Source organism: Cellulosimicrobium sp. ES-005 (assembly GCF_040448685.1).
Taxonomy (GTDB): domain Bacteria; phylum Actinomycetota; class Actinomycetes; order Actinomycetales; family Cellulomonadaceae; genus Cellulosimicrobium; species Cellulosimicrobium cellulans_G.
The window spans coordinates 1242820-1266660 of record NZ_CP159290.1; the positions used below are offsets into that span (position 1 = coordinate 1242820).

The window sequence follows — 23841 nt, forward strand, 5'->3', positions numbered from 1 at the left end:
GACCCGCTCCCGTCACCGGCCACCGCGCCGGCCCGGCCTCGCGGCCGGGCCGGCGCACACCGAGCGGGACGACCCAGGGACAGGAGCGACAGGTGGCACAGCGCACCGCAGGACGGACGTCCGCGACCCGGACGCCGGCGGCGAGGGACGCCCGCACGGGCTCCGGCCGCACGGGTGGCCCGACGACGACGCCCGCCCGCTCCCGCCCCGCCGACCGGGGCGGTGCCGGCCGCCCCGAGCCCCGGCCGCCGGCGCGCGTCCGCGCGCGCCGGTGGTTCGCGGGTCTCGACCCCTGGCGCCGGGTGCTCCTGGTGCTCGCCGCGCTCGCCGTCGTCGCGGTGGTGGTCGCACTCGTCGTGGTGCTGACCCGTCAGGCGCCGGCCGCGACCGACGAGGGCTTCGCCGTCGACCCCGCGCGCGTCGCCGAGCTCGAGGCCGCCGAGGAGGAGCGCGACGCCGACAACCTCGTCGCGTCGATCGAGCACGCCGAGCACGTGCAGGCCGAGCTCGTCCCCGTCCTGCACGGGCTGCACGCGGTGCTCCCCGTCGACGGCTCGACCGCCGTCCCCGCGGACCCCGCCGAGATCGCGGACTGGCGCGCGACCGTCGACGGCCTCGTGGCCGAGACCGAGTCGCTCCAGAGCGGCTCCTCCGAGCACAACATCGTCCGCAACGGGATGCTCACCTCGCTCCGGCTCGTCGGCGACACGCTCGACGCGGTCGGCCTCGCGGCCGCCGCGGACGCGAGCGACCCGACCACCGCCGCGGACCTCTACACCCTCGCCGGTGAGCTGCGCACCCGCGCCGTGGACGCGTGGGGCCTCGCCGCGATCCAGCTCGACCTCCGCTCGACCGCCGGGGGACAGGGGCACGTCCACGTGTTCCTGCCCGTGCACCCGGACGACTCGCTCGACGGCGGCATGGACCTCGGGCACGAGGGCGGTTCCGCGGACGAGGACGCGCACGAGGACCACGACCACTGACCCACGGCGGCCCCACGGACGGGCCGCCCCACCGACCTCCCGGTCGGGCGCCCTCCGGGGTGCAGGCCGAGCCCGACCGGGACCTGACCCCAGCGCTCCGCACGACGACGCGCGGAGCACGACGCACCACGAGGAAGGGGAGCACGACCAGCGGCACGGCGACGTCGCCGAGCCGCACCGATCAGTTCTCAAGGAGGAGAAGTGACAGCACGACCTTCGAGGGGTCGGCGCCAGGGGGTCGCGGCGGTCACCGCCGCGGCCCTCGTCGCGCCGGCGCTCACCCTCGCGACGGCGGCCCCCGCCGCCGCGCACGACGAGTTCTCCGTCATGGTCTTCAGCAAGACCGCAGCCTTCCGGCACGGCTCGATCCCCGCGGGCATCGCGGCGATCCAGCAGCTCGGCACCGAGCACCACTTCGCCGTGACCCCGACCGAGGACGCGGGAGCCTTCACGGACGAGAACCTCGCCCAGTACGACGCCGTCGTCTGGCTGTCCACCACGGGCGACGTCCTGAACGACGAGCAGCAGGGCGCGTTCGAGCGGTACATCGCCGCCGGCGGCGGGTACGCCGGCGTCCACGCGGCGTCCGACACCGAGTACGACTGGCCCTGGTACGGCGAGCTCGTCGGGGCGTACTTCAACAGCCACCCCCAGAACCAGGACGCGACGGTCGTCGTCGCCGACGACGAGCACCCCTCGACCGCCCACCTCCCGGCGGCCTGGGACCGGTACGACGAGTGGTACAACTACCGCGAGAACCCGCGCGGCCAGGTCCACGTGCTCGCGAGCCTCGACGAGTCCTCGTACTCGCCGGGGTCGGGCGCCATGGGCGCCGACCACCCGATCGCGTGGTGCCAGGAGTACGGCGGCGGCCGGTCCTGGTACACGGGCGGCGGCCACACCGACGAGTCGTACACCGACCCGGCGTTCGTCCAGCACCTGCTCGGCGGCATCCAGACCGCCGCGGGGGCCGTCGACGCCGACTGCGGCGCGACGGTCGACGCCTCGTTCGAGCAGGTGACGCTCGCCAAGGGCGCGGCCAAGACGGGCGAGCCGATCGCGATGGCCGTCCTGCCGGACGGCGACGTCCTGCACACCTCGCGCGACGGGCGCGTCTGGTACACGACGGCGGACGCGACGACGGCGCTCGCGGGCACCGTCCCCGTGTACACGCACGACGAGGACGGCCTCCAGGGCGTCGCGATCGACCCGGGCTTCGCCGAGAACCGCTGGGTCTACCTCTACTACGCGCCCAAGCTCGACACGCCGCCGGGCGACGCGCCCGAGACGTCGGCCGACCCGGCCGCGTTCGAGGCGTTCGAGGGGTACAACCAGCTCTCGCGGTTCCGGCTCACGGAGCAGAACCTGCTGGACCTCGCGAGCGAGCAGAAGATCCTCGAGGTCCCGGCCGACCGCGGGCTGTGCTGCCACGCGGGCGGCGAGATCGACTTCGACGCCGAGGGCAACCTCTACCTGTCGACCGGTGACGACACGAACCCGTTCGCGTCGGACGGCTACGCGCCGATCGACGAGCGGGCGACCCGCAACCCGGCGTTCGACGCCCGCCGCAGCTCGGGCAACACGAACGACCTGCGGGGCAAGCTCCTGCGCATCACCGTCGCCGAGGACGGGTCGTACACGGTCCCCGAGGGCAACCTCTTCCCCGAGGGCGAGTACGAGGCCGGCAAGACCCGGCCGGAGATCTACGCGATGGGCTTCCGCAACCCGTTCCGCTTCGCGGTCGACAAGGCGACCGGCGAGGTCCACCTCGGCGACTACGGCCCCGACGCGGGCGGCGCGAACGCGAACCGCGGCCCTGGCGGGACGGTCGAGTTCAACGTCATCTCCGAGGCGGGCAACTACGGCTGGCCGTACTGCATCGGCGACAACCTCGCGTACAACGACTACGACTTCGAGACGAAGGTCTCCGGGCCGAAGTTCGACTGCGCGGCACCCAAGAACACGAGCCCGCACAACACGGGCCTCGTCGACCTCCCGCCCGCCGTGCCGGCGTGGCAGCCGTACGACGGCGGGTCCGTGCCCGCGTTCGGGACGGGCGGCGAGTCCCCGATGGGCGCCGTCGTCTACGACTACGACCCCGAGCTCGAGTCCGAGACCAAGTTCCCCGCGTACTACGACGGCAAGCCGCTGCTCTACGAGTGGGACCGCGCGTGGATCAAGGAGGCGATCCGGAACGAGGACGGCAGCCCCGCGGGCTTCGTGCCGGCGCTGGAGTTCATGGACCTGCGCCGGCCGATGAACCTCGAGTTCGGCCCGGACGGCTCGCTCTACGTGCTCGACTACGGCGGCGGCTACTTCGGGGGCGACGCCCTCTCGGCCGTCTACCGGATCGACTACGTGCGCGGCGGCCGCTCGCCGGTCGCGCAGATCGACGCGACGCCGACGAACGGCCAGGCGCCGCTCGTCGTGTCGTTCGACGGCACCGGCTCCTCGCACCCGGACGGCAAGGAGTTCACGTACGCCTGGGACCTCGACGGTGACGGCGAGACCGACGCCACCGACGCCCAGGTCTCGCGGACGTTCACGGAGAACGGCCAGCACGAGGTGCGGCTCACCGTCACCGACGCCGACGGCAAGCAGGGCGTGGCGACCACGACCGTCACCGTGGGCAACACCGCGCCCGAGGTGACGCTCGAGCTCCCGGCCGACGGCCAGTTCTTCGACTTCGGCGACCAGGTCCCCTTCCGGGTCACGGTCACCGACGCCGAGGACGGCGCGCAGGTCGACTGCAGCCGGGTCGTCGTCGAGTACATCCTCGGCCACGACAACCACGGCCACCCGCTGTCCAGCGCCACGGGCTGCGAGGGCGTCCTCACGACCGCCAAGGACGAGGGGCACGGCCTCGACGCGAACATCTTCGGCGTCGTCAACGCGACGTACACCGACGGCGGGGGCGCCGACGGCGTGCCCGCGCTCGCGTCCGACGACGAGGCCGTCCTGCACACGCGCACCAAGCAGGCCGAGTACTTCACCGACAGCCAGGGCGTCCAGGTCGTCGCGAAGGACGTCTCCGAGGGCGGCAAGCAGCTCGGCTACATCGCGGCCGGCGACTGGTTCGCGTTCGACCGGATGAACCTCGCGGGCATCGACGCGATCTCCGCGCGGTACAGCTCGGGCGGCTCCGGCGGCGTGCTCGACGTGCGGGACGGTGCCGTGGACGGCCCGCTCCTCGCGACGCTCACGCTGTCGCCGACCGGGAGCTGGGAGACGCCGGCGCGCACGCAGGCGGTCCCGGTCACCGACCCGGGCGGCACGCGCACGCTCTACTTCGTCGCGCGCTCGACGACGGGGGCGACGGGCGACATGTTCGACGTCGACTCCGTCACCTTCACGGGCCGGGGCGCGGCGAACAACGTGGCCCCGGTGGTCGGCTCCGTGACGGCGACGCCCGCCACGGGCGACGCGCCGCTCGACGTCGCGTTCGCCGCGCAGGCCACCGACGCCGACGGCGACGCGCTCACGTACGCGTGGGAGTTCGGCGACGGCGGCACGGCGACGGGCGCGACGGCGCAGCACACCTACGCCGAGGCCGGGAGCTACACGGCCACGGTCACCGTGAGCGACCCGTCGGGCGCACGCGCGACCGGGACCGTCGCGGTCTCCGTGTACGGCACGCTCGAGTGCACCGAGCCGGACCCGCAGCGCGGGCCCGCGGACGAGTTCGAGGGCGAGGCGCTCGACGGCTGCCGCTGGGACGTCGTGGACCTCCGCCCGGACCTCGCCCAGGTGCGCGACGGGAAGTGGGTCGTGCGCACGACCGACGCCGACTTCGCCGGCACCGGGAACCAGCGCGTGCCGAACATCATCACGACCGACCAGCCGGGCGACTCCTGGACGGTCGAGACGAAGATGACGGCCGCGTTCGCGAACCAGTACCAGCAGGGCGGCCTCATCGTCCGCGCGTCGGAGTCCGACTACGTCAAGCTCGCCGTGGTCCAGCACCCCGGTGGCCTGCGCGTCGAGCTCCGCAGCGAGATCGGCGACGTCGTGCAGTCCACGAACGGCGACGTCCTCGACGTCGCGAAGCCCGTCTACGGCGAGTACCTGCTGCGCCTGTCGCGCGACGGCGACTCGTTCACCGGGTCGTTCTCGCTCGACAACGGGCAGACCTGGGTCCCGACCACGCGCGCGGTCACGCACGCGGGGCTCGGCGACGCGGGCGTCGGCGTGTTCGCGCTCGGCAAGAGCGCGGGCGCGAACCAGATCGACGTCGCGTTCGACCACGTGCGCGAGGTCGACGGCAGCGGCGTCCCCGTGTGCGAGGACGTCACCGCGAGCGACACGTTCGACGGCAGCGGGTCCGGCCTCGGCCTCGACCCGTGCCGCTGGTACGTCGTCAACGCCGACCCGTCGCGGCTCGCCGTCGCGGACGGCGCGCTGCAGCTCACCACGACCGACGACGACGTGTACGGCGCGACGAACTCCACCGTGCCCAACATCGTCCGCTCGAAGGTCGTGACGGGCGACGAGTGGACCGTCGAGACGACGGTGCGCGCCGACCTCACGCAGAACTACCACCAGGGCGGCCTCATGGTCTACAAGGACCAGGCCAACTACGTGAAGGTCGGCGTGATCCACAACGGCGGCACCGCCGGGACGGTCGGCTTCGAGGTCCGCAGCGAGACGGGCGACGTCGTGCTGCAGCCGCAGCCCGGCGTCGGCTCGCTGCCGCGCGAGGCGGACGGGACGTACCACGTGCGTCTCGCCCGGTCCGGCGACACGTTCGTCGGCTCGTGGTCGCTCGACGGCGAGCAGTGGACCGAGCTCGCGGCCGTGACGAACGACCAGCTCGACGGGATCGGGGTCGGGCCGTTCGCGCTCGGCAAGAACCAGACCCAGCCCACGGTCGTCGCGTTCGAGGACTTCGTCCTCGTGGGCGAGGTGGTCGAGCAGCCGCTCGACGTCACGACCGAGGTCCAGGTCCGGTGCCTCGCCGGCAAGGCGTACGTCGCGGTGCGCGCGACGAACGCCGACGGCGTCCCGATCGACGTCACGCTGACGACGCCGTTCGGCACCAAGGCGTTCACCGCCGTCCGGCCGGGCGCCTCGGCGTACCAGTCGTTCGCCGCCCGGGCGACGTCCGTCGAGGCGGGCGTCGTGGGCGTCGCGGCGACGGGCGACGGCCGCACGTTCGCGGCCGATCTCGCGTACGACGCCACGAGCTGCGGCTGACGCGGCAGCTCGCGCAGCAGGCCGAGGGCCGGTCGGGGACGTCCCCGACCGGCCCTCGGTCGCGCGGGACGTCGCGCCGCGTCAGGCGCGGGGGAGCGCCATGACCACGTCGGTGTGCGTCTCGCCGCCGACCACATAGGTGCGCCCGCCGACGACGTCGAAGCGGTGCTTGTGGTAGAACGCCTGCGCCCGGGCGTTGAGACCGTTCGTGCCGAGCCAGACGCGCAGGCCGGGACCGAGCCGAGCGGCCGCGTCGGTCGCCGCGGTCATGAGCACGCCCGCCACACCCGTGCCCTGGGCGTCGGGGTGCACGTAGATCTTCGACAGCTCGACCGCCTCGCCGGGCCCGACGGCCGCCGCGACGTCCGGGTCGTCCGGCTCGCCGCGGACGAGGAGCGCGTACCCGAGGAGGCCCGGGTCGTCGTGCGCGTCGGGGACGTCGTCCGTGACGTCGTCGGGCACCGGCTCGACGAGGAGGAGCGCGTGCGCGGCGCTCGCGGCCCACCCGCGGAACCGCTCGGGCGAGAGCTGGGTCGCGACGTGCTCGGCGATCGCCTCGGGCGACGTACCGGGCGGGCACGCGAGCGGGAAGGTCAGGGCGGCGAGCCCGGCGAGCGCGGGTGCGTCGGCGGTCGTCGCGCGGCGCACGCGGACGGCGGCCGGGGCGGTGGTCAGGTCGTCGGGCATGCCTGCGAATCTACGCCCGCGAGCCGGGCGGGCGGGTCCCGCACCCGCCCGCGCGGCGGCGCCTCCGGGCATGATGGACGCGTGACGCGCATCGACCTCAACGCCGACCTCGGCGAGGGCTTCGGCCGCTGGACCCTCGCCGACGACCAGGCCCTGCTCGGCCTCGTGACCAGCGCGAACGTCGCCTGCGGGTTCCACGCGGGCGACCCGGCGACGATGCGGAGCGTGACGCGGGACGCCGTCGCGCGCGGCGTGCGCGTCGGCGCGCACGTGAGCTACCGCGACCTCGCGGGCTTCGGGCGGCGCTTCATGGAGGTCGGCCCGGCCGAGCTCGCCGACGACGTCCTCTACCAGCTCGCCGCGCTCGACGGCTTCGCGCGGCTCGCGGGGGACCGGGTGCGCTACGTCAAGCCGCACGGGGCGCTCTACAACGCGATCGTCCACCACGAGGCGCAGGCGCGCGCGGTCGTCGACGCCGTCCGCGCCTACGACCCCGCCCTCCCCGTGGTCGGCCTCCCCGGCTCCGCGGTGCTGCGCCTCGCCGACGCGGCCGGGCTCCCCACGGTGCGCGAGGCGTTCGCCGACCGGGCCTACCTCCCCACGGGCGAGCTGGTCCCGCGCGGCCTGCCGGGCGCCGTCGTGCACGACGCCGAGCAGGTCGCCCGGCGCGTCGTCGAGCTCGCCACGTCGGGCACGGTGCTCGCCGCGGACGGCTCGCCCCTGCGCGTGGAGGCCGACTCGGTGTGCGTCCACTCCGACACGCCGGGCGCCGTCGGGCTCCTGGGCGCCGTCCGCGCCGCCCTCCAGGGTGCGGGCGTCGAGCTGCGGCCCTTCGCCGACGCCCGGCCGGGTGCGGGCGAGGGCACCGCGCCGTGACGGGTGCCGTCCACGGGTTCGGTGAGACCGCGCTGCTCGTCGACCTGCCCGACCTGGCGGCCGTGCGGTCGCTGCACCGGGCGCTCGCGGCCGACGTGCCGCCCGGGGTCGTGGACGTGGTCCCGGCCGCGCGGACCGTCCTGGTCCGGTGCGCGGCGCGCGGTGACGTCGCCCGTGCCCGCGCCTGGGTCTTGGAGGCGCTGCTCCGCGCGTCGTCGGACGACGAGCCTCCGGCCGCCGGTCCCGTGGTGGAGATCCCGGTGCGCTACGACGGCCCCGACCTGGACGACGTCGCCCGCTGGGCGGGGGTGAGCGCCGAGGAGGTCGTCGCCCGGCACTCCGGGCGCGAGTACGAGGCCGCGTTCGGCGGCTTCGCGCCGGGCTTCACGTACCTCGTGGGCGTCGATCCCGTCATCGCGGCGCCGCGCCTCGCGACGCCGCGCACGCGCGTCCCCGCGGGGTCCGTCGCGCTCGCCGGCGACCTCACGGCCGTCTATCCCGGCGAGTCCCCGGGCGGGTGGCGCCTGCTCGGCCGCACCGCCGCACGGATGTTCGACGTCGACCGCGACCCACCCGCGCTCGTCGCACCCGGAGCGCGCGTCCGGTTCGTGCCCGTGCAGGGAGGCGCCACGCCCCGACGCCCAGGGCCGAGCGGCGAGCCGCCGACCGCCGTCTCCGCGTCGCCACCGGAGGACGTGCCGGTCGGGACGCGGAATGGGCCGCCGCCCGCCGTCCCCACGGCGCCACCGGTCGAGACGCGGGGTGAGCCGGCGACCGCGGCCGCGGGGGAGGACCGGGTGGTCGCGCCGCACGGAGAGAGCCGAGCGGGTGCGGGCGTCGAGGTGCTCGCGACGGGTCCCCTCGTCCTGGTCGAGGACGACGGCCGGCCCGGCCTCGCCGCGGTCGGCGTCGGCCCGTCGGGGGCGGCGGACCGGACCTCCCACGGGCTCGCCAACCGCCTCGTCGGCAACCGTGAGGGCGCCGCGGCCCTCGAGGTCACGCTCGGCGGGCTCGCGCTCCGGTTCCGGGGACGCGCGGTCGTCGCGCTCTCCGGAGCGGCGGTCCCGGCGACGGTCGCCGGGGTTCCCGTGGGCATGAACGCGCCCGTGCGGGTGCCCGACGGGGCGGTGCTGCGGCTCGGCCAGGCCGCGCGAGGGCTACGGACCTACGTCGCGGTCCGGGGCGGGATCGTCGCGGACGCGGTGCTCGGCTCGCGGTCCCGCGACGTCCTGTCCGGGATCGGCCCGGACCCGCTCGCCCCGGGGGACGTGCTGCGGGTCGGAGCACCGCCCCCGGGCTCGTGGCTGCCGGTCGACGTAGCGCCGGTGCGGCACGTCCCGGGCGTCCTGCGCCCGGGGGAGCGGGTGGGCGCCGTGCTCGAGGTGATCCCGGGCCCGCGAGGCGACTGGTTCCTCCCCGGGGCGTGGCAGGCGCTGCGGGCGCTGCGGACCGTGAGCGCGGACAGCGACCGCGTCGCGATCCGCCTCGGCGGGCAGGCGGTCCCGCGGCGGGCGGGCGAGCTCCCGTCCGAAGGCCTCGTCCGCGGGGCGGTGCAGATCCCGCCCGACGGCCGGCCGGTCGTGTTCCTGGCGGACCGTCCCGTCACCGGCGGGTACCCCGTCATCGGGGTGCTGCGCGAGGAGGACGTCGACCGCGCGGCGCAGCTCCGTCCGGGCGACCGGGTCGTGCTCCGGGGGACACGGGGGTACTGACGAGGACGCACGCCCACGCGCGCACGACGGGTGCGCACGGCCTGGTGCGCAGCGCCGGGTGGGAGACGCGCGGACGGAGGTGCCGGCGGCGCGTGGGCGAGGGCCGAGGCGCTGACCTGGACCAGGACCGACGAACGGGTGCGCGGCGTGTGTGCCGGGTCACCCGGACCCGGCTTGACCCTGGCGCGACGGGCCGCGTAATGTTCTGGATGTCGGCCCGACAGGGAGGAACAGACACCGCCTCGAACGATCGAGGGTGGCTGGTCCCGGGGTCGAAACCCTTCCACCGCATGGCGTAGGATGTTCTCCTGCCCGCAGCGAGGAAGTCCCAGGACGACTGGACCACGGCGAACAGCCGGGTTGAGGATTCGGGGAAGGCCTGGTAAGGTTGAAGGGTTGCCCCAAGCGAGGTTCTGCCCGGTCGGGTGGTGCTGAGTTGGTGTGTGTCGGTTGTTTGAGAACTCAACAGTGTGCTTGTTAGTCAATGCCAATTTTTTGTCCCTGTGGCATGGCTGATCGTCTTCGCCCGTCGGGTGGGGTGGTTGGTTGTGTCTGGGATTCCTTTGGTTGATTTCGGAAGATGATGTCATCTTTCGTGTTGATGCCAGTTTTGTGAACCCTGGTGGGTTCGCTTCGTATGGATTGTTCACTGCTGGGTTTGTCCTGGTGGTGGGCGTTGTTCATTTACGGAGAGTTTGATCCTGGCTCAGGACGAACGCTGGCGGCGTGCTTAACACATGCAAGTCGAACGATGATGCCCAGCTTGCTGGGTGGATTAGTGGCGAACGGGTGAGTAACACGTGAGTAACCTGCCCTTGACTTCGGGATAACTCCGGGAAACCGGGGCTAATACCGGATATGAGCCGTCCTCGCATGGGGGTGGTTGGAAAGTTTTTCGGTCAGGGATGGGCTCGCGGCCTATCAGCTTGTTGGTGGGGTGATGGCCTACCAAGGCGACGACGGGTAGCCGGCCTGAGAGGGCGACCGGCCACACTGGGACTGAGACACGGCCCAGACTCCTACGGGAGGCAGCAGTGGGGAATATTGCACAATGGGCGCAAGCCTGATGCAGCGACGCCGCGTGAGGGATGAAGGCCTTCGGGTTGTAAACCTCTTTCAGCAGGGAAGAAGCGCAAGTGACGGTACCTGCAGAAGAAGCGCCGGCTAACTACGTGCCAGCAGCCGCGGTAATACGTAGGGCGCAAGCGTTGTCCGGAATTATTGGGCGTAAAGAGCTCGTAGGCGGTCTGTCGCGTCTGGTGTGAAAACTCGAGGCTCAACCTCGAGCTTGCATCGGGTACGGGCAGACTAGAGTGCGGTAGGGGAGACTGGAATTCCTGTAGCGGTGGAATGCGCAGATATCAGGAGGAACACCGATGGCGAAGGCAGGTCTCTGGGCCGCAACTGACGCTGAGGAGCGAAAGCATGGGGAGCGAACAGGATTAGATACCCTGGTAGTCCATGCCGTAAACGTTGGGCACTAGGTGTGGGGCTCATTCCACGAGTTCCGTGCCGCAGCAAACGCATTAAGTGCCCCGCCTGGGGAGTACGGCCGCAAGGCTAAAACTCAAAGGAATTGACGGGGGCCCGCACAAGCGGCGGAGCATGCGGATTAATTCGATGCAACGCGAAGAACCTTACCAAGGCTTGACATGCACGGGAAGCCACCAGAGATGGTGGTCTCTTTGGACACTCGTGCACAGGTGGTGCATGGTTGTCGTCAGCTCGTGTCGTGAGATGTTGGGTTAAGTCCCGCAACGAGCGCAACCCTCGTCCCATGTTGCCAGCGGGTTATGCCGGGGACTCATGGGAGACTGCCGGGGTCAACTCGGAGGAAGGTGGGGATGACGTCAAATCATCATGCCCCTTATGTCTTGGGCTTCACGCATGCTACAATGGCCGGTACAAAGGGCTGCGATACCGTAAGGTGGAGCGAATCCCAAAAAGCCGGTCTCAGTTCGGATTGGGGTCTGCAACTCGACCCCATGAAGTCGGAGTCGCTAGTAATCGCAGATCAGCAACGCTGCGGTGAATACGTTCCCGGGCCTTGTACACACCGCCCGTCAAGTCACGAAAGTCGGTAACACCCGAAGCCCATGGCCCAACCGTTCGCGGGGGAGTGGTCGAAGGTGGGACTGGCGATTGGGACTAAGTCGTAACAAGGTAGCCGTACCGGAAGGTGCGGCTGGATCACCTCCTTTCTAAGGAGCTACCAACGCTCGCCCGGCCGGCTTCGCTGGTGGGTGGGTTGAACAGGTGCCACGCCATCGCCGCACGTGTGGTGGGTGGTTGCTCATGGGTGGAACATTGACGAAAGAGCGTCCTGGTCTTCGCTGGTGTCAGTACCTGCCGGCCCGCCAGGCTCTGGTCGTCCCTTCGGGGTGTCGGGGTCGGGTGTGGTGGTGGTGGAACATCGCTGGTGGGGGGGGGGCTTGTCGAGCACACTGTTGGGTCCTCAGGTCACCGGCCACCGGTTGGTGGGGTGCCTGGTACGGGCCGGTCCTCGGGCCACGAACCGCTGTCCTTGGTCCTCCTTCGTGGAGGGGTGGGGGTGGTAGGCGGGTCTGGTGGGGGTCGGGGTCGTTGGTTGTTTGAGAACTGCACAGTGGACGCGAGCATCTTTGTAAAGATCAAGACACGCCTTCGGGTGTGGTTCTTGGTTCTCTGCAGTTTTGTTGTTTTTGTTGAAGTTTTTAAGGGCACAGGGTGGATGCCTTGGCACTAGGAGCCGAAGAAGGACGTGGTAGCCTGCGATAAGCCTCGGGGAGCTGGCAAACGAGCTGTGATCCGAGGGTTTCCGAATGGGGAACCCCGCACGAGTCATGTCGTGTGACCTGCACCTGAATATATAGGGTGTGTGGAGGGAACGTCGGGAAGTGAAACATCTCAGTACCGACAGGAAGAGATATTCCGTGAGTAGTGGCGAGCGAAAGCGGATGAGGCCAAACCGGGCGCGTGGTAAAGCTGTCAGGCGTTGCGTGTTCGGGGTTGTGGGACCCTTCTGGTGGATCTGACAGTCCGCCGGGGAGTGAGAAAGTCGTGTCATAGTCGAACCGCATTGAAAGGCGGACCATAGACGGTGCGAGTCCGGTAGACGAAATGGCGTGGCCTCCCGAAGGGGATCCCAAGTAGCACGGGGCCCGAGAAATCTCGTGTGAATCTGGCAAGACCACTTGCTAAGCCTAAATACTACCTAGTGACCGATAGCGGACCAGTACCGTGAGGGAAAGGTGAAAAGTACCCCGGGAGGGGAGTGAAATAGTACCTGAAACCGTGTGCCTACAATCCGTTGGAGCCTCCTTGGTTGGGGTGACAGCGTGCCTTTTGAAGAATGAGCCTGCGAGTTAGTGCTCAGTGGCGAGGTTAACCCGTGTGGGGAAGCCGTAGCGAAAGCGAGTCCGAACAGGGCGCCCATAGTCGCTGGGTCTAGACCCGAAGCGAAGTGATCTAGCCATGGGCAGGTTGAAGCGCGGGTAAGACCGCGTGGAGGACCGAACCCACCAGGGTTGAAAACCTGGGGGATGACCTGTGGTTAGGGGTGAAAGGCCAATCAAACTTCGTGATAGCTGGTTCTCCCCGAAATGCATTTAGGTGCAGCGTCACGTGTTTCTTGCCGGAGGTAGAGCTACTGGATGGCCGATGGGCCCTACAAGGTTACTGACGTCAGCCAAACTCCGAATGCCGGTAAGTGGAAGCGTGGCAGTGAGACTGCGGGGATAAGCTCCGTAGTCGAGAGGGAAACAGCCCAGACCACCGGCTAAGGCCCCTAAGCGTGTGCTAAGTGGGAAAGGATGTGGAGTTGCACAGACAACCAGGAGGTTGGCTTAGAAGCAGCCACCCTTGAAAGAGTGCGTAATAGCTCACTGGTCAAGTGATTCCGCGCCGACAATGTAGCGGGGCTCAAGTACACCGCCGAAGCCGTGGCATCTGCGCTCAACTCAGGCCTTCGTGGTCCAGAGGCGCAGGTGGGTAGGGGAGCGTCGTGTGGGCAGTGAAGCCGCGGGGGAACCCAGTGGTGGAGCCCACACGAGTGAGAATGCAGGCATGAGTAGCGAAAGACGGGTGAGAAACCCGTCCGCCGAATGACCAAGGGTTCCAGGGCCAGGTTAATCCGCCCTGGGTAAGTCGGGACCTAAGGCGAGGCCGACAGGCGTAGTCGATGGACAAGGAGTTGATATTCTCCTACCGGCGAAGAACCGCCCATACCGAGCCCGGTGATGCTAACCGCCCAAACCTGTCCACCGGCCCTTCGGGGCCACCGGGCAGGGGCGCGCGGGACCCGAACCGGTAGTAGGTAAGCGTATTAACAGGGGTGACGCAGGAAGGTAGCCCGGCGTGGCGATGGTAGACCACGTCCAAGGCCGTAGGCCGTCTGGTAGGCAAATCCGCCAGACACACAGGCTGAGAGCTGACGGTGAGCGCACAAGCGCGAACTGGGTGATCCTATGCTGCCAAGAAAAGCCTCGGCGCGAGGTTCTAGCCGCCCGTACCCCAAAACCGACTCAGGTGGTCAGGTAGAGAATACTAAGGCGATCGAGAGAATCGTGGTTAAGGAACTCGGCAAAATGCCCCCGTAACTTCGGGAGAAGGGGGCCCGAAGCGTGAACACCCTCGCGGTGGGAGCGTGGACGGCCGCAGAGACCAGGGAGAAGCGACTGTTTACTAAAAACACAGGTCCGTGCGAAGTCGCAAGACGATGTATACGGACTGACGCCTGCCCGGTGCTGGAAGGTTAAGAGGACGGGTCAACCCTTCGGGGTGAAGCTCAGAATTTAAGCCCCAGTAAACGGCGGTGGTAACTATAACCATCCTAAGGTAGCGAAATTCCTTGTCGGGTAAGTTCCGACCTGCACGAATGGCGTAACGACTTCTCCGCTGTCTCAACCGCGAACTCGGCGAAATTGCACTACGAGTAAAGATGCTCGTTACGCGCAGCAGGACGGAAAGACCCCGGGACCTTTACTATAGCTTGGTATTGGTGTTCGGTGCGGCTTGTGTAGGATAGGTGGGAGACTGTGAAGCCCGTACGCCAGTGCGGGTGGAGTCAACGTTGAAATACCACTCTGGCCGCTTCGGATGTCTAACCTCGGTCCGTGATCCGGACCAGGGACAGTGCCTGGTGGGTAGTTTAACTGGGGCGGTTGCCTCCTAAAATGTAACGGAGGCGCTCAAAGGTTCCCTCAGCCTGGTTGGCAATCAGGTGTCGAGTGCAAGTGCACAAGGGAGCTTGACTGTGAGACTGACAGGTCGAGCAGGGACGAAAGTCGGAACTAGTGATCCGGCGGTGGCTTGTGGAAGCGCCGTCGCTCAACGGATAAAAGGTACCCCGGGGATAACAGGCTGATCTTGCCCAAGAGTCCATATCGACGGCATGGTTTGGCACCTCGATGTCGGCTCGTCGCATCCTGGGGCTGGAGTAGGTCCCAAGGGTTGGGCTGTTCGCCCATTAAAGCGGTACGCGAGCTGGGTTTAGAACGTCGTGAGACAGTTCGGTCCCTATCCGCTGCGCGCGCAGGAAACTTGAGAAGGGCTGTCCCTAGTACGAGAGGACCGGGACGGACGAACCTCTGGTGTGCCAGTTGTTCCGCCAGGAGCACCGCTGGTTGGCTACGTTCGGAAGGGATAACCGCTGAAAGCATCTAAGCGGGAAGCCTGCTTCAAGATGAGGTTTCCATACCCTACGGGGTGAGAGGCACCCAGCAGAACACTGGGTCGATAGGCCGGACGTGGAAGCGGGGACGAAAGACCCGTGCAGCTGACCGGTACTAATCAGCCGACAACTTCAACACCAACACACTTTGCTACGCGTCCACTGTGCGGTTCCCGAACCACCAACACCACACCCCCAAGGGGTGCCCCAGCGTGTTGACAGGTTCACAGAGTTACGGCGGTCACAGCGAAGGGGAAACGCCCGGTCCCATACCGAACCCGGAAGCTAAGCCCTTCAGCGCCGATGGTACTGCCCTGGAGACGGGGTGGGAGAGTAGGACGCCGCCGGACAACCCTTCACCGAAGGCCCACCCCACACGGGGTGGGCCTTCGGCATTTCCAGACCCCAACACGCCCAAGGACCGAACCCCACTCCCGCAAGACAGAACCCGGCCACGCCAGGTAGAGCCACGGTCACGCGAGGTAGAGCCCTGGTCGGTCGAGGTAGAGCCCTGGTCGCTCCAGGTAGAGCCCTGGTAGCGCGAGGTAGAGCCCTGGTTCTTCTGTGTTCGACGGCGTGTGGTTGCTTGGGGTGGTCGGGGTGGGTGGTGGTGCCGCGTCTTCCATCCGCCGCTCGTTCCTCGCGGCTCCCGCCAGGCCCGACCACGACGCGGCACCACCACCCACCCCGCCCGACGTCGTCTCGCCTTCGTCGTCGCTCACCTGGGCGACCGCCCGCGGTGCCGGTGTCGCCGGCACGTTCCCGCCGCTGCGTACGCATGCCGCGTGAAGCCGCAGCAGGTCCGCGCGGCGCACGCTGCATTCGGCGAGTTGCGGTGGCGCCGCTGGTGCCCGACGTCGGGCCAGGGCTGTGGTCGCGACACGGTCGCCAGTCAACCCGGTCGTCGCGACCTTCGTGCGCCGAATCCCGGCGAGGCCACACCGGGTTTGTCGCGAGGCCTCCGCGAGCAGGCGGTCTCGGTTCGTCTTGGGTTTCTGAAGCGCCATGGTCGCCTGGTCGGACTGCTAGGACCGCCTGGTCGGCTGGTCGGGCTGCCAGGACCGCCTGGTTGGCTGGTCCCCGGGCCATCGTGGGCCGACGGCCGAGCGGTGGGGGTGGGCTCGGAGGCGTAGGGGCGTCAGAGCGGCGCTTCCAGGGCCCACGGCCGGAGGGCCGGGGCGACGGCGCCGCAGACCCGAGCATCGAGCCCGCCCGCACCGCGCAGCCGACTCGCGGCCCCGAGCACCGCGGCCCGAGCATGGCGGACCCGGCTCGCAGACTCGGCCCCGGCGGGCCCGAGGCCGAGCAGCACCGCGGAGCGGGCTCCGCGAGCATGAATCCGGACCACGGATCTATCTCGCATGACCATGGCTCTGCCTCGCGCGACTATGGCTCTACCTCGCGTGACCATGGCTCTGCCTCGCGCGTCCATGGCTCTACCTCGCGCGTCCACTGTTCTGTCTCGCGTGACCGTGGGTCCATCTCGGGGCCGCGGTCGGGCCTCGTGCGGCTGGGCTCTCTTCGGCGGGGCGGGCTCGGTCGCGCCCGTGTGGCGGGAGGGCTGGGGGCGCGGTGGGCAGGGCGTCGGGCCCCACTAGAATGGCGACCATGTCCACCATCTCCCGTGACGAGGTCGCGCGCGTCGCCGCGCTGGCCCGCATCGATCTGCGACCCGAGGAGCTGGACCGGCTCTCCGGCGAGCTCGACGTGATCGTCGACGCTATCGCCAAGGTCAGCGAGGTCGCGACGCCCGACGTCCCCGCGACGAGCCACCCGCTCCCGATGACCAACGTCTTCCGGGACGACGTCCCCGAGCCGCCGCTGCCGGTCGAGGACGTCCTCGCCGCGGCGCCGTCGGCCGAGGACGGGCGCTTCGCCGTCCCGCAGATCCTCGGGGAGGAGTGAGATGAGCGAGGACCTGACCAGGCTGTCCGCCGCGGAGCTGGCGGAGGGGCTGACCGCCCGGGACTTCTCGAGCGTCGAGGCGACGCAGGCGCACCTGGACCGGATCGCCGCGGTCGACGGTGCGGTGAACGCGTTCCTGCACGTGAACGCGGAGGAGGCGCTCGCGACGGCGCGCTCCGTCGACGAGCGGCGCGTGGCCGGTGAGGAGCTGCACCCGCTGGCGGGCGTGCCGATCGCCGTGAAGGACGTCGTCGTCACGAAGGGCATGCCCACGACGGCCGGCTCGAAGATCCTCGAGGGGTGGGTGCCGCCGTACGACGCGACGCTTGTCGAGAAGATCCGTGCCGCCGGGCTGCCGATCCTCGGCAAGACGAACATGGACGAGTTCGCGATGGGCTCGTCGACCGAGCACTCGGCCTTCGGCAACACGCGCAACCCGTGGGACCTCGACCGGATCCCCGGTGGTTCGGGTGGCGGTTCCGCGGCGGCGGTCGCCGCGTTCGAGGCGCCGCTCGCGATCGGCACGGACACGGGTGGCTCGATCCGCCAGCCGGGTGCCGTCACCGGCACCGTCGGCGTGAAGCCCACGTACGGCGGCGTCTCGCGCTACGGCCTCATCGCGATGGCGTCGTCGCTGGACCAGGCCGGCCCCGTCACGCGCACCGTGCTCGACTCCGCGCTGCTCCACGAGCTCATCGGCGGCTACGACCCGCGTGACTCGACGTCGATCCCCGGTCGTGGGCCGGCGCTCGTCGACGCCGCGGTCCAGGGTGCGACGGGCGACCTCTCGGGAGTGCGCGTCGGCGTCGTCAAGGAGCTCAACGGCGAGGGCTACCAGGAGGGCGTGAGCGCGCGGTTCGCGCAGTCGCTCGACCTCCTGCGCGGCCTGGGCGCGGAGATCGTCGAGGTGTCCTGCCCGCACTTCGAGTACGCGCTCGGCGCGTACTACCTGATCATGCCGTCGGAGGCGTCGAGCAACCTCGCGAAGTTCGACGGGATGCGCTTCGGCCTGCGCGTGGAGCCCGAGGAGGGCCCCGTGACCGCAGAGCGCGTCATGGCCGCGACGCGCGGCGCCGGGTTCGGCGACGAGGTGAAGCGCCGCATCATCCTCGGCACGTACGCCCTGTCGGCGGGCTACTACGACGCCTACTACGGCAGCGCGCAGAAGGTCCGCACGCTCATCCAGCGCGACTTCGCCGCGGCCTTCGAGCAGGCGGACGTGCTCGTCTCGCCGACGGCGCCGACCACGGCGTTCCGGTTCGGCGAGAAGCTCGACGACCCGCTCGCGATGTACCTCAACGACGTCGCGACCATCCCCGCGAACCTCGCGGGGGTCCCGGGGATGTCGGTGCCGTCGGGCCTGTCGGACGACGGCCTGCCCGTCGGGTTCCAGATCCTCGCGCCGGCCAAGGCGGACGACCGCATGTACCGGGTGGGTGCCGCGCTCGAGTCCGCGCTCCTCACCGCGTGGGGCGGGCCGCTGCTCGACCGTGCTCCGGCGCTGCCCACGGCCACCATCGAGAAGGAAGGCCAGGTCGGATGACCGCCACGACCGTCGACCTCGTCGACTACGCCGACGCCACGCGCCGCTACGACCCCGTCATCGGGATCGAGGTGCACGTCGAGCTCGGCACGCTGACCAAGATGTTCTGCCCCGCCGAGGTGAGCTTCGGCGCCGAGCCGAACACCCAGGTCACCCCGGTCTCGCTCGGGCTGCCGGGCGCGCTGCCGGTCGTCAACGGCAAGGCCGTCGAGTACGCGATCCGCATCGGCCTCGCGCTGAACTGCCAGATCGCCGAGACCTGCCGGTTCGCGCGCAAGAACTACTTCTACCCGGACGTCCCGAAGAACTTCCAGACGTCGCAGTACGACGAGCCCATCGCGTACGACGGGTGGATCGACGTCGAACTCGAGGACGGGACCGTGTTCCGCGTCGAGATCGAGCGCGCGCACATGGAGGAGGACGCCGGCAAGAACACCCACGTGGGTGGCGCGACCGGTCGCATCCACGGTGCCGAGTACTCGCTCGTCGACTACAACCGTGCCGGCATCCCGCTCGTGGAGATCGTCACGCGGCCGATCACGGGTGCGGGCGACCGGGCCCCCGAGGTCGCGCGCGCGTACGTGCAGACGCTGCGCGACATCTTCCGGGCCCTCGACGTGTCCGAGGCGCGCATGGAGCGCGGCAACGTCCGCGCGGACGTGAACCTGTCGCTGCGTCCGACGCCCGAGTCGCCGCTCGGCACCCGGACGGAGACGAAGAACGTCAACTCCTTCCGCTCCGTGGAGCGCGCGGTCCGGTACGAGATCTCGCGCCAGGCCGCCGTCCTCGACGCGGGTGGCACGGTGATCCAGGAGACGCGGCACTGGCACGAGGACACCGGCATCACGACGTCGGGGCGCGTCAAGTCCGACGCCGAGGACTACCGGTACTTCCCGGAGCCCGATCTGGTCCCCGTCGCGCCGCCGCGCGAGTGGGTCGAGGAGATCCGCGTCGCGCTGCCGGAGCTTCCGGTCGCGCGCCGCCGTCGGCTGCAGGGCGAGTGGGGCTACGCGGACGCGGAGATGCGGGACGTCGTCAACGCGGGTGCGACCGACCTCATCGAGGCGACGGTCGCGGCCGGGACGAGCCCGGCCGGTGCGCGCAAGTGGTGGATGGGCGAGCTCGCCCGTCGCGCGAAGCAGGACGAGGTCGCGCTCGAGCAGCTTCCCGTGACGCCTGCGCAGGTCGCGGCGCTGCAGGGGCTCGTCGACGCGGGCAGGATCAACGACAAGCTCGCGCGCCAGGTCCTCGACGGCGTCCTCGCCGGCGAGGGGGAGCCGGAGGACGTCGTCACGGCGCGCGGCCTGGAGGTCGTGTCGGACGACGGCGCGCTCCTGGCCGCGATCGACGAGGCGCTGGCCGCGCAGCCGGACGTCGTCGAGAAGGTGCGGGGCGGCAATCTCGGGCCCGTCGGCGCGATCATCGGTGCGGTCATGAAGGCGACCCGCGGCCAGGCGGACGCCGGTCGTGTGCGCGAGCTCATCCTCGAGCGGATCGGCTGACGCCGTGACGCGCGGACCGGTCCTGCTCGGGGAGATGGTGCGACTGCGCCCGATCGAGGCGCGGGACGCCGACCGCATGTGGGAGTCGTTGCAGGACCCGGAGTCGAACCGGCTCACGGGGACGACGGCGACGTTCACCCGCGACCAGATCGACACGTGGTCGGCGACGATCAGCGACCGTGAGGGCCGGTACGACTGGGCCATCACGGCGGGCGCCGTGCGCGACGGTCAGCCCGTGAGCGACGAGATGATCGGCGAGATCGTGCTCAACGACCTCGACGAGGACGCCCGCTCGGCGAACCTGCGCCTCGCGCTGCTCCCGAACTACCGGGGCCGTGGCTACGGCCGGGAGGCGATCTTCGAGGTGCTGCGGTTCGCGTTCGAGGGCGCGACCGACGTCGACGGGAACCGGCACGAAGGTCCGCGCCTGCACCGCGTGAGCCTGGACGTGCTGAGCATCAACCCGCGCGCGCAGATGCTCTACGAGTCGCTGGGCTTCCGCGAGGAGGGCCGGTTGCGCGACGTCTACCGCGACGGCGACGGCTGGGCCGACGCCACCGTCATGAGCATCCTCGAGGACGAGTTCCGGGCGGGACTCGGTACGTCCTGAGCGGCGGGAGACCACGCGTCCGACCGACCGGAGGGCCCGGCAGCAGCTGCTGCCGGGCCCTTCGTCGTCTCCGGGGGAGGCCGCGACCCGGTCTGTCTCGTCCCGGCCGACTCCGCGAGCCGGTCCGTGTCGTCCCTCGGCGGAGAGTCCGTGTCGCGTGAGCGGAGGTCGCACCTGCCGCCTCGGAGCGACGTGCGGTGACCCCGGCGGCGGGGGACCGTGGTTGACATGACGGAGTCGTCCGACGTACATTCATAAGACGGAAACAAACTTCCGAGATGTGGAATGACATCGTAGAGGCCAGGTCAGGTCGGGCACCGCCGACCGGCCGGACGTCGAGAGGGACACGCAGCGATGACGCTGGACGAGTTCAACCGGTTGTCGCCGTCGGCGGCGCGCGACGCGCTCCTCGCGTGCGCGCACGTGACGCGCTGGGCCGACGCCGTCGCCGACGGGCGCCCCTACGCGACCGTCGAGGACGCGGCCGAGGCCGCCCTCGCGGCGGCCGACCCGTGGACGGACGACGAGGTCGACGCGGCGCTCTCCCGCCACCCCCGGATCGGGGAGCGTGCGCAGGGGGACGCCGCGGACGCGAGCATGTCGCGGTCCGAGCAGTCCGGCGTCGACACCTCCGACGACGACGTGACGCGCCGGCTCGCCGACGGCAACCGCGCGTACGAGGAGCGGTTCGGGCACGTGTTCCTCATCCGGGCCGCCGGACGCAGCGCCGAGGAGATCCTCGAGCAGCTCACCGAGCGGCTCGGCAACGACGCCGAGACCGAGCGGGCGAACGCCGCCCGCAACCTGCGCGAGATCGCCGCGCTGCGGCTGAAGGGAATGCTGACACCATGAGCACCCACGCCAGCCACATCACCACGCACGTACTCGACGCGGCCAGCGGTAGGCCCGCCGAGGGGATCGCCGTCCGCCTGGAGGCGGCTCCGGAGATCGCGGACAGGACGACGGGGCAGGGCTGGTCCCTGGTGGCGTCCTCCCGCACGAACGACGACGGTCGCGTGCCCCAGCTCGGGCCCGAGACCCTCGTCCCCGGTACGTACCGGCTCGTGTTCGACACGGGCGAGTACTTCGACCGGCGAGACACCGTGTCCTTCTACCCGGAGGTCGTCATCGTCTTCCGGGTGGCGAGCGCTGAGCAGCACTACCACGTCCCCGTCCTGCTCAGCCCGTTCGCCTACTCGACCTATCGAGGGAGCTGACATGAGCACCACCACCACGACCGCCGCGCAGCCGGCGGCCACGCAGAGCAGCGGGGCCATCGTCCTGGGCGACAACCAGTGGGGCAAGGCGGAGGTGCGCCTCGTGCGCGTCGACCGCGCCACGCCTCGCCACGAGATCACGGACCTCAACGTCTCCTCGCAGCTGCGGGGCGGGCAGGAGGCCACGCACCTGGAGGGCGACAACTCCAAGTGCGTCGCCACCGACACGCAGAAGAACACGATCTACGCGTTCGCCCGCGACGGCGTCGGCGCGATCGAGGACTTCGCGATCCGCCTCGGCCGGCACTTCGTCGAGGACTTCGAGTGGATCGAGGGCGGCCGCTGGGAGATCGAGCAGTACTCCTGGAACCGCATCGAGACCGCGGACGGCGAGCACGACCACGCGTTCGTGCGGAACAACCAGGAGACGCGCACGACCGTCGTCCAGCGCGACGGCGACGAGGTCTTCGTCGTCTCGGGCCTCACGGACCTCGTCGTGCTCAAGTCGACGGGCTCGGAGTTCCACGGGTTCCCGCGCGACCGCTACACGACCCTCGTGGAGACGAACGACCGCATCCTCGCGACGTCGGTCACGTCGCGCTGGCGCTACACGACGACGGACGTCGACTTCGACGCCGTGTACGCGAAGGTCCGCGCGATCCAGCTCGAGGCGTTCGCGACGACCCACTCGCTCGCGCTGCAGCAGACGCTGTTCGCGATGGGCAAGGCGGTCCTGGAGGCCGTCCCGGAGATCGCCGAGATCAAGTTCTCGATGCCGAACAAGCACCACTTCCTCGTGGACCTGGCGCCGTTCGGCCTCGACAACCCCAACGAGGTCTTCTACGCGGCCGACCGCCCGTACGGGCTCATCGAGGCGACGGTGCAGCGCGAGGGCGAGCCGGCCGAGCCGCGCGCCTGGGCGACCGTCACCGGGTTCTGCTGAGCCGACCGTGACGGACGGACGCGCCCTGCCCGACCGCGGAGCACCCGCGGTCCGGCAGGGCGCGCCCGCCCCGTCGCACCCCCGCGCCGCCTCAGGGCGCCGCGGTGATGAGCTCGCGCGTGAGCTCGTTCGCGACGCGGTGCAGCACCGGCACGGCTCGCTCCCCGAACTCGTACGTCACGCGGGCCGCGGGGCCCGAGACGGACAGGGCGGTGGGGGTCGGGGCGTCGGGCACCGCGACGGCGAAGCAGCGCACACCGAGCTCCTGCTCGCCGTCGTCGATCGCGTAGCCGCGGTCGCGCGTCGCGGCGAGCTCGGCGAGGAGCGCGTCGACGTCGGTGATCGACTGGTCCGTCGCGGGCGGCATGCCGACGCGGCCCATGATCTCCCGCACCGTCTGGTCGGGGAGCTGGGCGAGCACCGCCTTGCCGACGCCCGTGCAGTGCGTGTAGACGCGCCGGCCGACCTCGGTGAACATCCGCATCGAGTGGCTCGACGACGCCTGGGCGACGTAGACCGCCATGTCGCGGTCGATCATCGCGAGGTTCGCCGACTCGCCGAGGTCGTGGGCGAGCCGCTCGAGGTAGGGACGGGCGCCGGCGCCGAGCTGGCGCCCGGCCGACTCGCCGAGCCGGATGAGGCGCGGGCCGAGCGTGTACCGGCGCGACGGCGTCTGGCGCACGTAGCCCTGCGCGAGCAGCGTGCGCAGCAGCCGGTGGATCGTCGGCAGGGGGAGGCCGGCGTGCTGCGCGAGCTCGCTGAGCCCGGACTCGCCGCCGAAGTCGGCGAGCAGCTCGAGCAGCTCGATCGCCCGGTCGACCGACTGCACGCCCCCGGACGCCTTCGCCGGGCGCACGCCCGGGGCGGTCTCCGTCGGCTCCGTCGCCGCCGAGGTCTCGGCCATCTCACCATCTCCTGTCCACCAGGTGCCGCCCGACGGCGGGCGCACCTCGCCTGAGCAGTGCGGGACCGTCCCGCGCTCCCTTCCGCATCACGGAAGACACGCATCAGCATACGAGA

At 70.2% G+C, this 23841-nt stretch carries 13 protein-coding genes and 3 rRNA genes; 14 read left to right on the forward strand and 2 right to left on the reverse strand.

The window, feature by feature from the left end:
- Window positions 1-92: 92 nt before the first annotated feature.
- Window positions 93-983 (forward strand): hypothetical protein, encoded by an 891-nt coding sequence (locus ABRQ22_RS05265; protein WP_253053595.1) that lies wholly within the window; start codon window positions 93-95, stop codon window positions 981-983.
- 201 nt (window positions 984-1184) lie between these two features.
- On the forward strand, window positions 1185-6176 hold the full coding sequence (locus ABRQ22_RS05270; RefSeq protein ID WP_353708813.1) for a ThuA domain-containing protein: 4992 nt from the start codon (window positions 1185-1187) through the stop codon (window positions 6174-6176).
- Between the two features lie 81 nt (window positions 6177-6257).
- Here ABRQ22_RS05270 and ABRQ22_RS05275 read toward each other — a convergent pair whose 3' ends face one another.
- Window positions 6258-6863: a GNAT family N-acetyltransferase gene (locus ABRQ22_RS05275; protein WP_353708814.1), complete on the reverse strand. Its 606-nt coding sequence runs from the start codon at window positions 6861-6863 to the stop codon at window positions 6258-6260.
- Between the two features lie 81 nt (window positions 6864-6944).
- Here ABRQ22_RS05275 and ABRQ22_RS05280 point away from each other — a divergent pair, with 81 nt between their 5' ends.
- The 12 genes from ABRQ22_RS05280 (at window position 6945) to pucL (ending at window position 22821) form a co-directional block, all read left to right on the forward strand.
- Window positions 6945-7739, forward strand: coding sequence for a 5-oxoprolinase subunit PxpA (locus tag ABRQ22_RS05280; RefSeq protein ID WP_353708815.1), 795 nt, complete (start codon window positions 6945-6947; stop codon window positions 7737-7739).
- On the forward strand, window positions 7736-9451 hold the full coding sequence (locus tag ABRQ22_RS05285; protein WP_353708816.1) for an urea amidolyase family protein: 1716 nt from the start codon (window positions 7736-7738) through the stop codon (window positions 9449-9451). Before ABRQ22_RS05280 ends, ABRQ22_RS05285 begins: the two co-directional genes overlap by 4 nt.
- A 683-nt stretch (window positions 9452-10134) precedes the next feature.
- Window positions 10135-11652 (forward strand): 16S ribosomal RNA (locus tag ABRQ22_RS05290).
- Between the two features lie 482 nt (window positions 11653-12134).
- Window positions 12135-15240, forward strand: a 23S ribosomal RNA gene (locus tag ABRQ22_RS05295).
- A gap of 94 nt (window positions 15241-15334) precedes the next feature.
- A 5S ribosomal RNA gene (rrf, locus tag ABRQ22_RS05300) occupies window positions 15335-15451 on the forward strand.
- The 16S, 23S and 5S rRNA genes sit together here, the layout of an rRNA operon.
- A 1258-nt stretch (window positions 15452-16709) precedes the next feature.
- Window positions 16710-17006 (forward strand): Asp-tRNA(Asn)/Glu-tRNA(Gln) amidotransferase subunit GatC, encoded by a 297-nt coding sequence (gene gatC / locus ABRQ22_RS05305; RefSeq protein WP_253050666.1) that lies wholly within the window; start codon window positions 16710-16712, stop codon window positions 17004-17006.
- Between the two features lies 1 nt (window position 17007).
- Entirely contained in the window at window positions 17008-18549 is a 1542-nt protein-coding gene (gene gatA, locus ABRQ22_RS05310; RefSeq protein ID WP_253050664.1) for an Asp-tRNA(Asn)/Glu-tRNA(Gln) amidotransferase subunit GatA, read from the forward strand.
- Window positions 18546-20051 carry an Asp-tRNA(Asn)/Glu-tRNA(Gln) amidotransferase subunit GatB gene (gatB, locus tag ABRQ22_RS05315; protein ID WP_253050662.1) on the forward strand — a complete coding sequence of 502 codons (1506 nt, stop codon included), beginning with the start codon at window positions 18546-18548 and terminating at the stop codon, window positions 20049-20051. The genes gatA and gatB overlap by 4 nt, the downstream gene beginning before the upstream one ends.
- 4 nt (window positions 20052-20055) lie before the next feature.
- Entirely contained in the window at window positions 20056-20661 is a 606-nt protein-coding gene (locus tag ABRQ22_RS05320; RefSeq protein WP_253050660.1) for a GNAT family protein, read from the forward strand.
- A 354-nt stretch (window positions 20662-21015) separates the two neighbouring features.
- The gene (gene uraD, locus ABRQ22_RS05325) at window positions 21016-21513 is read left to right on the forward strand and encodes a 2-oxo-4-hydroxy-4-carboxy-5-ureidoimidazoline decarboxylase (RefSeq protein WP_353708817.1); all 498 of its coding nucleotides are present in this window, start codon (window positions 21016-21018) and stop codon (window positions 21511-21513) included.
- On the forward strand, window positions 21510-21878 hold the full coding sequence (gene uraH / locus ABRQ22_RS05330) for a hydroxyisourate hydrolase (protein WP_253050656.1): 369 nt from the start codon (window positions 21510-21512) through the stop codon (window positions 21876-21878). Before uraD ends, uraH begins: the two co-directional genes overlap by 4 nt.
- A gap of 1 nt (window position 21879) precedes the next feature.
- Entirely contained in the window at window positions 21880-22821 is a 942-nt protein-coding gene (pucL, locus tag ABRQ22_RS05335; RefSeq protein WP_253050653.1) for a factor-independent urate hydroxylase, read from the forward strand.
- A gap of 91 nt (window positions 22822-22912) precedes the next feature.
- Here pucL and ABRQ22_RS05340 read toward each other — a convergent pair whose 3' ends face one another.
- Complete coding sequence (locus ABRQ22_RS05340) at window positions 22913-23725, reverse strand: IclR family transcriptional regulator (RefSeq protein ID WP_253050650.1); 813 nt, start codon at window positions 23723-23725, stop codon at window positions 22913-22915.
- Between the last annotated feature and the right edge of the window lie 116 nt (window positions 23726-23841).

What these genes read in the sequence shown, in the direction of transcription:
- ABRQ22_RS05275 (WP_353708814.1), bottom strand. Translation starts at nt 6,863, where the DNA reads ATGCCCGACGACCTGACCACCGCCCCGGCCGCCGTCCGCGTGCGCCGC.
- gatC (WP_253050666.1), top strand. Translation starts at nt 16,710, where the DNA reads ATGTCCACCATCTCCCGTGACGAGGTCGCGCGCGTCGCCGCGCTGGCC.
- gatA (WP_253050664.1), top strand. Translation starts at nt 17,008, where the DNA reads ATGAGCGAGGACCTGACCAGGCTGTCCGCCGCGGAGCTGGCGGAGGGG.
- gatB (WP_253050662.1), top strand. Translation starts at nt 18,546, where the DNA reads ATGACCGCCACGACCGTCGACCTCGTCGACTACGCCGACGCCACGCGC.
- uraD (WP_353708817.1), top strand. Translation starts at nt 21,016, where the DNA reads ATGACGCTGGACGAGTTCAACCGGTTGTCGCCGTCGGCGGCGCGCGAC.
- uraH (WP_253050656.1), top strand. Translation starts at nt 21,510, where the DNA reads ATGAGCACCCACGCCAGCCACATCACCACGCACGTACTCGACGCGGCC.
- pucL (WP_253050653.1), top strand. Translation starts at nt 21,880, where the DNA reads ATGAGCACCACCACCACGACCGCCGCGCAGCCGGCGGCCACGCAGAGC.
- ABRQ22_RS05340 (WP_253050650.1), bottom strand. Translation starts at nt 23,725, where the DNA reads ATGGCCGAGACCTCGGCGGCGACGGAGCCGACGGAGACCGCCCCGGGC.